The sequence below is a fragment of the Klebsiella sp. C239 genome (genome assembly GCF_048822715.1).
Classification (GTDB): Bacteria; Pseudomonadota; Gammaproteobacteria; order Enterobacterales; family Enterobacteriaceae; genus Klebsiella; species Klebsiella quasipneumoniae.
In genome coordinates, this window is record NZ_JBMEZK010000002.1 from 65,519 (window position 1) to 77,948 (window position 12,430).

A 12,430-nucleotide genomic window follows, 5' to 3' on the forward strand; every position below is an offset into this window, starting at 1 on the left:
ACCGTTCTACCCTACCGGATGCAGGTGGCATGGACTGCGATTGCTATCACAATTAATACAATGCATTCACATTAAATTAACATAACCATCGACTCCTTCAGGCGTCGACAATCGCCACCGCGCGGATAAAACCGGCCGAGCCGCGGCGGATCTTGTAGGGAAAACAGCTCACCCAGAAGCCGTGGTCGGGAAGCTGTTCCAGGTTGCTCAACTTCTCCATTTGCCCATAGGCGATCTCCCTGCCGGCTTTATGTCCTTCCCAGATCAGCCCGGCGTCGCCGCTGGCCTGAAAGCGTTCGCGGGTAAAGTGGAAGGGCGCATCCCAGCTCCAGGCGTCGGTGCCGACCACCCGTACCCCCTGCTCCAGCAGCCACAGCGTTGCCGCCCGGCCAATGCCGCAGCCGCGCTGCAGATAATCCGGCTGGCCGTAGCGGGCGCCGGCGGCGGTATTGATTAACACAATATCCAGCGGCGACAGGCGATAATCGATCCGCGCCAGCTCGCGCTGCAGATCCTCCGGCTGCAGGATCGCCCCGTCGGCGACATGGCGAAAATCCAGCCGGACGCCGGGGCGCAGGCACCACTCCAGCGGCAGCTCATCGATGCCAAACGCCGGTTCGCCGCCGTTGGTGGTTGAGCTATAGTGCCATGGAGCATCCATATGGGTGCCATTGTGCGGCGTCACGGTCAGGCGCTCCGAGGCCCAGGCCTCCTCTCCCGGCATCTGCGTTTTTTCCAGTCCCGGAAACATCGCCGCCATTTCCGGCCATCCCTGCTGATGATCCTGATACTCAATGTTCGGCAGCAGCGGCGGCGGGTCGGTCCAGGGATTGTTATCCAGGGTGACGGAGAGGTCGATCAGCCGACGCCCCTGTAAAAGATTGATCATGGTTTACTCCGTTAACATCACAACATGTTGATCCAGCACGCCAAACAGCGGCCGGCCATCAGGGGCGTGGGCTTCCATCGTCACCCGCTCCCCCGGGGACAAAAACGGCGTGCGCGGCTCGCCGAAGGCCAGCATCTCTATGGCCCGCACCTCGGCGATACAGCTGGCGCCGCGGCTGGCGTCCGGCCCGGACACCGTACCGGAACCCACCACCGTCCCGGCGCGCAGGCGGCGGGTCTGCGCCGCATGGGCAATCAGTTCGCCAAAATGGAAATGCATCTCGCTGCCCGACTGGCAGCCAAACGGCTCGCCATTGCGGGTCACCTGCAGCGTCAGCGCCGCCCGCCCGTGCTGCCAGGCCTCTCCCAGTTCATCCGGGGTAAGGGCCACCGGCGCAAAGGCCGAGGCGGGTTTGGCATGAATAAAACCAAACCCGGTCTGCATCTCGCGCGGCGCCAGCGCCCGCAGACTGATATCGTTGAGCAAGACGATCAGGCGGATACAGCTCAGCGCCTGCTGCGGCGAGCACCCCTGCGGCACCTCGTCCACCACCACCGCGAACTCGCCCTCAAAGTCGAGACCGTCCTCGACCCGGCGGCAGACTATCCCGGCGTGGGGGGCAAGAAAGTCGTCCCCGCTGCCCTGATACATCAGCGGCGTCTGGTCGGCGCCGGCAATCGGCGGCAGATGAAAGGCCCGCTGCATGCGCTCGCCATGGCTGAGGAAGGCCGAACCGTCCAGCCACTGCCAGGCGCGGGGCAGCGGCGCCAGCAGGCGCCGGGGATCATAGGGCTGCGCCGCCGGGTAGCGGCGCGCATTGAGCGCCTGATAGCGCGCCTGCAGCGCAGGCCAGACCCGCGCGGCCTGCTCCAGCGCCTGCTGAAGCGTCGGTGCGATATCCGCCGCATCGGCCATCAGCGTCAAATCCCCCGAGACCACCACCAGGCAGCCGTCGCGTTCACCATTATCTCGTGTTGCCAGTTTCATGACCTGCCTCCTCCAGCAGACAGAGCCAGCCGTCGGCGTCCACATCGCCAGCCAGCGGACTCAGACGTTGGCCTACGCAGGCGCCCTGCACGCAGAGGCCGCTGTCCGGCATAAAAATCGCCCCGTGGGCGAAGCAGACCAGCCGGTCGCCCCGGGCGTTGAAAAAAGCGTCCTGCCGCCAGTTCATCGGGGTATCCAGATGCGGACAGCGGTTACGCCACAGATAGAGCATTCCCTGATAGCGGCAGGCAATCACCGTCGCCTGCCCGCTGCCCGTAGGGTCAAATCCCCGCGCCTGGCCCTCGGCCAGGATGTCGGCACGGCACAGGCGAACCATCAGCGGGCGTTATCCGGACCGGGGGCCCACTTCTCGCGATACCCCAGCAGGAAATATTGCGAGTTATCGGCTCCCGGCAGCGCTTCGCGCGGCTGCCAGTGGTCATCGTGCTGATCCATATCGGCGTCGTATTCGATGTGACACCCGAGCGGGCTGTTGAAGTACCAGAACCAGTTCGATCCCAGCTGATGGCGCCCCGGCCCCCAGAAGGTCTGATACCCCTTCTGCTGAAAGCGGCTGCCGGCCATCATCAGCTCGGTGGGGCCGCCGAGATGAAAGGTAAAGTGTTCAATACCGGTCATAAACGGCGGGGCCTGGATCAGAAACAGGGTATGGTGATCCTGAGTGCCGGCGGGCCGCAGGAAGGGGCCAACGTGGGTGAAGCGATCGGTACAGACAAAGCCCAGCCGTTGATAGAAGGCTTCCGCGCGCGCGGCGTCCGGCACAAAATAGACCACATGGGAGAGCGAGCGCGGCTCTGCCGCCATGTCAGCGCTGGCCCCGGTCTGGTTGACCGGCCGCCCGGCGCGATCCCCCGGGGCGTTGATTTTCTCCCCTTCCCGCTGCAGCGGCTGGCGCTGGCTGACGCGAAACCCGAGGGCAAAGCCGGCATCATCGACGCAGCGCAGCACGCCGTCGGCGCCGAGCTTCACCTCGCGATCGCGGCGCAGCGTCTCGGCGATCGCCTCAAGGGTGGCGCTATCCGCCACGCCATAGACGGTTTCCCGCAGCTGGCTGCCGCTGGGCAGCGCCGCGGGCAGCGATGGATCGTCACGCTCCCGCAGCAGCACCCCGGTGCCATCCAGCGCGCTAAAGAAACCGTTCTCCTGCTCGCGTAAACCGTAGTCGAGAAGAAACTGTCGGCAGCCCGCCAGGTCATCGACGCCAAATACCAGATAATCCGGACCAAGAATATTCATCGCGGTTGTTCCTTATGCGTGTTCAGGCCACCCGGCCGCCGAGGGCTTCCGCCACCCAGTCAGCGATGTAGTGCCCGGCGTTAATCGAGTTGTCGAAGCTGGAGTGCTGCACACCGCCCTCGCGGTCAGTAAAAATTTTCAGCTCGCGGCGCGGGCTGTTCACCAGCTGGTCGTAGGTGCGCTGCGCCCATTTCACCGGGATCTGCGAGTCCTTTTCACCATGGGTGACGAGGAAAGGCACCCGTATGCGGTCGAGAATGCCGTCGAGATGGACGTTCTCCGCGATGCGCATAAAAGCGTCGATATCCTCGCCCCCCCACACCCAGCGCACATGCTGCCAGTAGTGCGGTACCGGAAAATCGCCTTCGCGTTCGCGGCGGCGCTGCTGTACCTCCCGCCAGTCGTGATTGGCGCCCCACACCACGCCGCAGGCGAAGCGCGGCTCAAACGCCACCGCCCGCGGGCAGTAATAGCCGCCCAGCGAGACCCCTTCCATGCCGATGCGCCCGGCATCCACCTCCGGGTGCTGTTCCAACCAGTCAACGATCCGGCTGGCCCAGTGCTCGCTGTCATAGCGGGCCTGCATGCCGTGAAGACGCAGTGCTTCGCCGGTTCCCGGCTGGTCGACCACCAGCGAGGAGACCCCGCGCCGCGCCAGCCACTGCGGCAGCCCCACCAGATATTTCATCTCTTTGGTGGAGTCGAGACCGTTGACCTGCACCAGCAGCGGCGCGCGGCCGGTCGCCCCTTCAGCGCGGACGTAAAGCGCCGACAGGGTTTTGCCCTCGTAGGGAATAGTCACCCGCTGACAGTTGGCATGGGTATGGTGCAGCCCGGCGGCAAAGACATCGAGAAAGCGGCGGTACAGCGCATCGCGGTCCGGCGCGCCATGCGCCTGCAGGCGCTCGCAGGTCAGGTAATAGTTGGCCGCCCGAAGATATTTCTCTCCTGCCGACAGCCGCCGCCCCCGCGCCTCATCTTCGCCGGCCAGCGCGCATAATTTATCGGCCATGCGGGACCAGGTTTCCCGGAACGCGCGGGTGCCTTCGGCGTCGGGATGCTCGGACGCGGCCAATAGCGGCGCGCACATCTCTTCGATCTCACCGATGCGGGCGCCCATCTCGATGGAGAGATCCACCGACAGGTTCCAGACATAGTTTTTAGGGAAATAGCGAAACATAGGGTCATCCTTCAACATTCAGTCGCAATCGCTGTAGCGCAGGCACTGTCACATAAAGCACCTGCGGGCGACCAATCATGTCTCAGGATGTCAGGTATCGACGGGAGCAATACCAGTGGGTTAGCGTGCGCTGGCGACGATTTTCGCTTTCAGCCAGCCGAAGATAGGATCGTTATCCAGCGAGCGGTGCCAGCCAATAAATTCGCGCATGACCGGCAGCGTCACCGGGACCGGGAAAAGACGCAGCGGCAGCATCGCCGCGTACTGCTCCGCCAGCCGCCGGTGCAGCGTGGCGATCCGCGAGGTGCCGATCAGCAGCTGCGGAACGCAGTGGTAGCTGTGGGTCACCACCTCGATACGGCGGCTCAGCCCCGACTCGGCAAACAGATTGCCCTCCAGCCCCGGCTGCCGCTCGCGGCCAAAGACCACCGACACGTGCCCCAGCTGTTGCCAAGCTTCAAGGGTCAGCGCCTCGCCGGTGTGGGGATTGTCCGCCCAGGCCAGGCAGACAAACTCTTCGTCAAACAGCGCTTCGGCGGGATGGTCGGCGGCCATAAAACGCTCCGGCGCCACGATGATATCCAGCTCGCCGCGGTTGAGCATGCCGGTGGACTGGGCGTCCGGCGAGAAAAACTCAAAGGTCATATTCGGCGCCTGCAGGTGTACCGCCTGCAGCGCATCCTTCAGCATCACGTTGATAACGTAATCCGAGGCCATAATGCGGAAATGGCGCTTACTGGTTGCCGGCTCATCCACCGGCCGGCGGGCAATGGAGGTCTGAATTTTCATCAGCACGTCGCGGACCGGCTCCCGCAGCTCTTCCGCCAGCGGCGTGGGCCGCATCTTTCTGCCCACCTGGGTGAGCAGATCGTCCTCAAAGTAGGTGCGTAGCCGGTTGAGCACCCCGCTGGTGGCAGACTGGGTCATATGCAACCGGCCCGCGGCGCGGGTGATGTTCTGTTCATCGAGTAACACATCCAGTGCCACCAGTAAGTTCAGATCAAGATGTTGGTAACGCATGGGTCCCCCGGCGAGAAATGGCGTGCTTATCCTGTGGCTTAATTTAACTTTTCTGCAACTTTTTGTTTTCAATTTCCACGGCGATATCGTTTTTTGCGATAGCGATCATTCTTTATCGCGATTAGTCAGCGCGCCGCTGGCCTGGTTAACGTCCTCTACTCTGTACCCTGGAGAAAACAGCTACGATGAACATCAATAACGTATTAATCGTTGGCGGCGGCATCGGCGGTCTGTGCACCGCCATCGCCCTCCGCCAGGCCGGCGTCGCCGTCGACGTGGTGGAGATCCAGCCGCAGTGGCGGGTCTACGGCGTCGGTATCATTCAGCAGAACAATGTCGTGCGGGAAATGCAGCGGCTTGGGGTGCTGGAACGCTATCTGGACGCCGCCTGGCCGTTTGACAGCGTCTCAGTGCACACCCTGAGCGGCCACCAGCTGGCCAGCTTTCCCGGCCAGCGGCTGGCGGGTGAACAGTTCCCGGCTAACGTCGGCATCTCCCGCCTGGCCCTGCACAACGTCCTCTGTTCCACCGCCCGGGAGCTGGGGGTCCGACTGACCACTGGCGAGAGTATTGACGCCTTTCGTCAGGTTGACGATGCCGTGGAGGTGAGCTTCAGCCGCGGCGGCCAGGGGCGCTACGATCTGCTGGTAGGCGCCGACGGGATCTACTCCCGGGTGCGCGGCATGCTGTATGGCGAGCGCTATCGTCCCCGCTTTACCGGTCAGGGCGTTTGGCGCTACAACTTTCCGCGTCCGCCGGAGGTGGACCATCTGATGTGCTTTATGGGCGAGAGCTGCAACTGCGGGCTGGTGCCGCTGGGGGAAGATCTGATGTATCTGTTTATCACCTCCCACGAAGCGGATAACCCCCGCTACGCCCGCGACCAGCTGGCGGCAGAGATGCGCCGCCGTCTGCCGCCCGGCGCGGGGTTACCGGGGAGCCTGCGCGAGCATATCGTTAACAACGACGAGGTCGTCTATAAGCCGCTGGAGGAGCTATTCGTCGACGATCCCTGGTATCAGGGACGTGTCGTACTGGTGGGCGACGCGGTTCACGCTACCACCCCGCACCTCGGTCAGGGGGCGGGCATGGCGATTGAGGATGCCATCGTGCTGCGCGAAGCGCTGCAGCAGACCGACAGCGTCGCAGCCGCGCTGGCGCATTTTGACGCCCGCCGCCGGCCGCGCTGTCAGCAGATCTGGGCCGCCTCGCTGCAGGTGGGCGAGAGCGAGATCCACCGCGATCGCCATTTTGACCGCCAGCGGGCGATCGGCGATATGATGACCCTGACGGCGAGACCGATATAAACGCCGCCCCCTCCGCCGGCCAGGCCGGCGGAGTATTCTCTTGTTCATTAGTCGACACGACCGCCCTCTCCCCTCTTTCACCAGACGCTCACCTTTCGCCATGGAAAATATACCGGCGTGCCTCGTGATATTTGACACCCCTCCATCATGATGGCTAAGGTATATTTCAGCCCGCCCCGTTATCATGGAAAGGAAAATACGGAGATGAATATTATTCCGACTGAGATCTTAAAATATGCTATCGCTATTATCCCGCTGATTATTCAAATTTTTGCCGTGCGTTCTGGCTGGGTATTCCCTAAAGATAAAATATTCACCTCGCGCAAAAACATCAGTGAGTTCGCCGCTGCGCTGCATAAAAACAGCGACGACCCTAATCTGCAACGGATCGCGTACGAATATGGTATCGCCGCGCTGACCAAAGATAAAAACCTGACCATGGAACAAAGAAAAATACTGTTGAAATGCAAAAATCCGGTCAGCGATATTGATAATTACAGCAAATGCCAGCATTTAATTTCCGTCAATAATGAAAAGCGGATATTCAAATGGAAAAAGCCGGGCTATCGCTTCTGGCTCTATCGCAAATGCGTCGAAGTCATCAGTCTGGCGCTCTATTTTATTGGCGGCTTCTTAACGGCTTTGCCTTTCCTGTATGAAGGCCTCGCCAGCCCGGCGGTGATTGAGCGGATTAATCATTTATCCCGTCTGCAAAAATTCTGTATGGCAAGTTATCTGTTCGCCTGCGGGGTTTGTCTGGCGCTGATCTGCCTGCATAAACTCTCCACCCTCTCGATCGCGGAAAAAACCATCAAAGCGAATCGCTAACCCGCCCACCGCCCGGCGACCTGTCCACATCAGCGGCCCCTAACCCTGTGGATAACCTGGAGGCAGTTGCCCGGCAGCCCCAGCACAAGCGGGCTACCGGCCGCCGTTCATTTTTTGAACAGAAAAACACCCCCGCCGGACCGCGCGCTGAGCGCGAACCCCGCCACCACGGCGGAGGGAAGCGCCCGCCCCGCTTAATAATTCCACTTCGGCCGCGCCACCGTGTTTTTCTTCAGCAGATCGCGGAACGCTTTCAGATAGGGTTCATTACTGCGCCCGCGCTTACAGATGGCCGAGAACGGCGACTGAAAGCCAAACTCGTTGGGCAACAGCACCCGCAGGCGGTTCTCTTTGATCCACGGCCAGGCGTAATGCTCCGGCAGATAGCCAATATATTTCCCCGAGAGGATCAGCAGCAGCTGGGCGTCGACGGTCTCAACGGTGGCGCTGCCTTTGCTGAAGCCCCGGCGGCGGAGATCGCTGGTGTTCCAGTAGCTGCGGGTCACCAGCGGACACTGGCTGATCTGCTCTTTATCGAGCTGGCGGCTGAAGAACATCGGGTGCAGATCGCTGCAATAGAGCCAGTGCTGCTCGCGATACAGCGGCTCGCTGATGATGTTATGCACCTGCGAGTTGTAGCTGCCGATTGCCAGGTCGATATGGTTGTTCAGCACCCCGTTCAGTTGCTCCGCCGGGGTGCGAATAATCAGTTTGATATGCACATGGGGAAATTTGTCGCTGAAGCTGCGCAAGACCACCGGCAGCGAGAGCGCCGTTTCGGTCTCGATGGAGTCGAGCGTCGAAATGCACAGGGTGCCGCTGTGCTCCCCTTTGAGCAGGGCCGACTGCCGCTCCAGCTCATTGAGTTCGCTCAGCACGCGGATCGCCTGCTGTAAAAACTGCTGTCCTTTTTCCGTTAAGGAAAAGCCGCCGCGCCCACGCTGACAGAGGGTGAAGCCGAGCTGCCCCTCCAGTTGCGACATCGCATTGCTGATAGCGGAGACCGAAATGCCCAGCTCCTGCTGGGCCCGGCTGTAGCTCTCCAGGCGGGCCACCGCCTCGAAAACCTGCAGCTGACGAATATTGAGGCTGGCGTCGTGATGCATCGTATTTAGTTCACCAATAAATGAACTGAGTATTTACGCCAGACGATGTAAAGTCCAGCGCGGGTTGCGCACTATCTCTCCTGTTACGTTTCATCCGTCAGATTCAGGAGCAGACATGGATAACCTCTTTCACCAACCGCAGGGTGGCAATGAGATGCCACGCTTCGCCGGCCGCGCCACGATGATGCGCCTGCCGTTTATCGAAGATTTACAGGGACTTGATGCGGCATTTGTCGGCATTCCGCTGGATATCGGCACCTCGCAGCGCTCAGGCACGCGCTACGGACCGCGCTATATTCGCGCCGAATCGGTGATGATCCGTCCGTACAATATGGCGACCGGCGCCGCGCCGTTCGACTCGCTGTCGGTAGCCGACATCGGCGATGTGCCGATCAATACCTACAGTTTGCTCAAATCGGTGCAAATTATTGAAGATTACTACACCGGTTTGAATAGTTATCCGCTGATCCCCCTCACCCTCGGCGGGGACCACACCATTACCCTGCCCATCCTGCGGGCGTTGACCAAAAAACATGGGCCGGTGGGGCTCATCCACGTCGACGCCCATACCGACACCAATGATGAGATGTTCGGTGAGAAAATCGCCCACGGCACCACCTTCCGCCGCGCCGTTGAGGAGGGATTGCTCGACCTCAAGCGGGTAGTGCAGATTGGCCAGCGCGCCCAGGGCTATGCCGCCGGGGACTTCCAGTGGGGCGTCGACCAGGGCTTTCGCCTGGTGCAGGCGGAGCAGTGCTGGCATACCTCGCTGGCGCCGCTGATGGCCGAAGTCCGCCAGCAGATGGGCGACGGGCCGGTGTATCTCAGCTTTGATATCGACAGCCTCGATCCTATCTGGGCCCCGGGAACCGGGACGCCGGAAGTCGGCGGCCTGACCTCCATTCAGGCGCTGGAGATCGTCCGCGGCTGCCGCGGCCTGAACCTGATTGGCGCCGATCTGGTTGAAGTCTCGCCCCCCTATGACGTGAGCGGTAATACCTCCCAGCTGGCGGCCAACCTGCTGTACGAGATGCTCTGCGTCCTGCCCGGCGTGAAGTACGCCTGAGGAAGCCGCCATGGAGCTGAAATGCTTTCGCACCCTCTGGGGAGTGACGACCCCGTGGCCGCAAACGCTGGATGAACTGCAGCGCGTCGGCTGCTGCGGTATCGAAGCCCGCGTCCCGTTAACGGCGGAGGAGCGGCGGCAGCTCGCCGACCGCCTGCAGGCGTCGGGGCTGGAGTATATCGCCATTCTCTTCAGCGGCGGCGGGGTGCTCCCCGCTCAGCATGAAACGCCGGAGCAGCATCTGGCGCGCCTGCGGATCCGCTTCGCCGAGGCCAGCGGCCTCAACCCGCGCTTTGTCAATCTGCTGGCGGGCAACGATCGCTGGCCGCTGGCGCAGCAGGTCGATTTTCTCGGCAAGGCGCACGAGCTGGCCGCCGGGTTTGGGTTGACCTGCAGCTTTGAAACCCATCGCGCCACCTCGCTGTACAGCCCGTGGCTCACCCTGGAGATCATTCAGCAGCTCCCCCAGCTGCGCTTTACCGCCGACATCAGCCACTGGGTGGTGGTCAGCGAGCGCCTGCTGGATGACCCCTGCGATGACTTCAGCGCCTTTATCGACCGCGTGCATCACGTGCAGGCCCGGGTGGGCTACGACCAGGGGCCGCAGGTGCCGCACCCGGCGGCGCCGGAGTATCAGCCGGCGCTGGCCTTTGCCGAGCGCTTCTGGGAGCAAATCTGGCATTCGCAGCGCCGGCGCGGCTACCCGCAGACCACCCTGACGCCGGAGTTTGGCGCCGACGGCTATCTGCACCATCTGCCGTTCACCAACGTTCCGGTGGCCGACCTCTGGTCGCTCAACGCCTGGATGGCCGCGCGCCAGCAGGCCCACTTTCAGCAGTTTTTAACGCTCACTGAACAGGAACCGCAGCCATGACCGCCGTGAAGCACGCTTTTACTGAACTCCCGACCATCGATATCCGCGATCTGGCCGGCGACGATCTCGCCAGGCGCCAGGCGGTGGCCGACGCCATCGGCCGCGCGGCGCGCGAGGTGGGCTTTTTCTACATCACCGGCCACGGCATCGACCCGGCGCTGATCGCCGGCGTCCGCGAGGCGGCGAAGCAGATCTTCGCCCTGCCGATGGCGGAGAAGATGAACTATTACATCGGCCGCTCCAAAAGCCATAAGGGCTACGTCCCGGAAGGAGAAGAGATCTACGGCGCCGGCAAGCCGGACCATAAAGAGGCCTTCGATATTGGCTTCCAGGCGGCGGACGACCATCCGCTGGTGCTCGCCGGTACGCCGCTGATCGGCGCCAACGAGTGGCCCGACCTGCCGGATTTCCGCGCGCGGGTGCTGGCCTACTACGACGCGGTCTTCGCCCTCGGCCACCGCCTGTTCGACGCTTTCGCCCTCGCGCTCGGTCTGCCGGAAGGGTATTTCAAACCGATGGTGACCTGCCCGCCGGCCAAGCTGCGGCTCATCCATTACCCGTTCGACGCCAGCGTCGAAGATGTTCCCGGAATTGGTGCACACACCGACTATGAGTGCTTCACCCTGCTGCTCGCCGACCAGCCCGGGCTTGAAGTCCTCAATGAAGAAAGCGTGTGGATCGACGCGCCTCCCGTCACGAACGCCGCCGGAGAAGAGGCGTTCGTGATCAATATCGGCGACATGCTGGAAGTGCTCAGCGCTGGCACATTTGTTGCTACAGCCCACCGGGTGCGCAAAGTGCCGCAGGAGCGGTACTCCTTCCCGCTGTTTTTCGCCTGCGATTACCACACGCTGATCCGCCCGCTGCCGACCTTTCTCGCCGCCGGCGAAGCCAGCGAATATCAGGAGCTGAGCATCGGCGAGCATATGTGGAGCCAGGCGCTGCAAACCTATCGCTATCTGCGCGAGAAGGTCAATCGCGGCGAGCTCCAGCTGCCGGCGCGCGCGCGCGGCACCCATACCTTTGGCCATCTGAAAAAACAGGCACAGCAAAAAAAACCCTAACCACCCGTGAGGATCCATGATGACTAGCACCCTGAAAAAAATCTCGCGCCGCGTCGCGCTTACCCTCGCCGTCAGCGCCTGTTTCTCCTCTGTCACCCAGGCGGCGGAACTGCTGACCGAGGGCGTCTTTAAGGTGGGGATGGAGGTCACCTACCCGCCGTTTGAGTCCTATGACAGCCATAACAATATCGTCGGTCTCGACCCGGAGTTCGCGACGCTGATTGCCGAGCATCTGCAGGCCAAACCGCAGCTGATCGACACCAAGTTCACCAGCCTGATCCTCGGCATCGGCAAGAAATATGATGCGGTGATCTCCGGGATGTACGTGACGCCGGAGCGCCAGAAACAGGCCGACGCCATCCCTTACGCCCTCTCCGGCGCGTCGATCATCGCCCTGAAGGGCGGCGCGGCGCAGCCGAAAACCGAAGATGAGCTGTGCGGCGTGAAGGTCGGTCTGCAGGCAGGCACCACCTGGGTGACCAGCCTGAAAAAACACTCCGATGAGTGGTGCCTGAAAAACGGCAAACCGGCCATCACTATTCAGGAGTTCCCGACGGCGCCGGAAGCCTCCCAGGCGCTGCTGTCGAAGAACATCGACGCCCAGCTTGAGATAGCCCCGGCGGCGCAGATTATCGTCGATAAGAGCCGCGGTCGCCTGGGGATAAGCTCGACGCGCCTCGTCTACCCGCTGCCGCTGGGGATCTATGTCGCCAAAGGCAACACCGAGCTGGCGGAGGCGATCAAGGCCACCCTCGCCACGCTCAAAGCCAACGGCAAATATGCCGCGCTGATCAAAAAATACAACTTAGAAAGCATCGATTAAGACAATAAGCACTGCGCAACAGGAGTCAG

13 protein-coding genes are annotated in these 12,430 nt (G+C 62.0%); 6 read left to right on the forward strand and 7 right to left on the reverse strand.

The window, feature by feature from the left end; all coding sequences use genetic code 11:
• Window positions 1-97: 97 nt before the first annotated feature.
• The 6 genes from ACOI6Z_RS05425 to ACOI6Z_RS05450 form a co-directional block, all read right to left on the reverse strand.
• Window positions 98-889 carry a cyclase family protein gene (locus ACOI6Z_RS05425; protein WP_023290715.1) on the reverse strand — a complete coding sequence of 264 codons (792 nt, stop codon included), beginning with the start codon at window positions 887-889 and terminating at the stop codon, window positions 98-100.
• 3 nt (window positions 890-892) lie between these two features.
• On the reverse strand, window positions 893-1,876 hold the full coding sequence (locus ACOI6Z_RS05430; RefSeq protein WP_032454935.1) for a fumarylacetoacetate hydrolase family protein: 984 nt from the start codon (window positions 1,874-1,876) through the stop codon (window positions 893-895).
• Window positions 1,854-2,213 carry a Rieske (2Fe-2S) protein gene (locus ACOI6Z_RS05435; RefSeq protein ID WP_044524436.1) on the reverse strand — a complete coding sequence of 120 codons (360 nt, stop codon included), beginning with the start codon at window positions 2,211-2,213 and terminating at the stop codon, window positions 1,854-1,856. Before ACOI6Z_RS05435 ends, ACOI6Z_RS05430 begins: the two co-directional genes overlap by 23 nt.
• Window positions 2,213-3,133: a VOC family protein gene (locus ACOI6Z_RS05440; RefSeq protein ID WP_044524437.1), complete on the reverse strand. Its 921-nt coding sequence runs from the start codon at window positions 3,131-3,133 to the stop codon at window positions 2,213-2,215. Before ACOI6Z_RS05440 ends, ACOI6Z_RS05435 begins: the two co-directional genes overlap by 1 nt.
• A gap of 22 nt (window positions 3,134-3,155) precedes the next feature.
• Complete coding sequence (locus ACOI6Z_RS05445) at window positions 3,156-4,313, reverse strand: alpha/beta hydrolase family protein (RefSeq protein ID WP_023290719.1); 1,158 nt, start codon at window positions 4,311-4,313, stop codon at window positions 3,156-3,158.
• A 120-nt stretch (window positions 4,314-4,433) separates the two neighbouring features.
• A complete protein-coding gene (locus ACOI6Z_RS05450) occupies window positions 4,434-5,333 on the reverse strand; it encodes a LysR family transcriptional regulator (protein WP_023290720.1) in 900 nt (299 codons plus the stop codon).
• 185 nt (window positions 5,334-5,518) lie between these two features.
• Here ACOI6Z_RS05450 and ACOI6Z_RS05455 point away from each other — a divergent pair, with 185 nt between their 5' ends.
• Window positions 5,519-6,640, forward strand: a complete 1,122-nt coding sequence (locus tag ACOI6Z_RS05455) for an FAD-dependent oxidoreductase (protein ID WP_023290721.1) — start codon at window positions 5,519-5,521, stop codon at window positions 6,638-6,640.
• 204 nt (window positions 6,641-6,844) lie between these two features.
• Window positions 6,845-7,468 (forward strand): hypothetical protein, encoded by a 624-nt coding sequence (locus tag ACOI6Z_RS05460; RefSeq protein WP_044524439.1) that lies wholly within the window; start codon window positions 6,845-6,847, stop codon window positions 7,466-7,468.
• A 194-nt stretch (window positions 7,469-7,662) separates the two neighbouring features.
• On the opposite strand, the gene ACOI6Z_RS05465 is transcribed toward ACOI6Z_RS05460, so the two are convergent.
• Window positions 7,663-8,574 (reverse strand): LysR family transcriptional regulator, encoded by a 912-nt coding sequence (locus ACOI6Z_RS05465; RefSeq protein WP_002914199.1) that lies wholly within the window; start codon window positions 8,572-8,574, stop codon window positions 7,663-7,665.
• A gap of 115 nt (window positions 8,575-8,689) precedes the next feature.
• Between ACOI6Z_RS05465 and speB the strand changes: the two genes are divergently transcribed.
• Genes speB through ACOI6Z_RS05485 form a run of 4 tightly spaced genes read left to right on the forward strand, consistent with a single transcriptional unit; the run spans window position 8,690 to window position 12,401 of the window.
• The gene (speB, locus tag ACOI6Z_RS05470) at window positions 8,690-9,640 is read left to right on the forward strand and encodes an agmatinase (protein WP_004145693.1); all 951 of its coding nucleotides are present in this window, start codon (window positions 8,690-8,692) and stop codon (window positions 9,638-9,640) included.
• Window positions 9,641-9,650: 10 nt separating this feature from the next.
• Window positions 9,651-10,514, forward strand: coding sequence for a sugar phosphate isomerase/epimerase family protein (locus ACOI6Z_RS05475; RefSeq protein WP_049013838.1), 864 nt, complete (start codon window positions 9,651-9,653; stop codon window positions 10,512-10,514).
• Complete coding sequence (locus tag ACOI6Z_RS05480) at window positions 10,511-11,578, forward strand: isopenicillin N synthase family dioxygenase (RefSeq protein ID WP_023290725.1); 1,068 nt, start codon at window positions 10,511-10,513, stop codon at window positions 11,576-11,578. The genes ACOI6Z_RS05475 and ACOI6Z_RS05480 overlap by 4 nt, the downstream gene beginning before the upstream one ends.
• A 19-nt stretch (window positions 11,579-11,597) precedes the next feature.
• Window positions 11,598-12,401, forward strand: a complete 804-nt coding sequence (locus tag ACOI6Z_RS05485) for an ABC transporter substrate-binding protein (RefSeq protein WP_044524443.1) — start codon at window positions 11,598-11,600, stop codon at window positions 12,399-12,401.
• The last annotated feature ends 29 nt before the right edge of the window (window positions 12,402-12,430 follow it).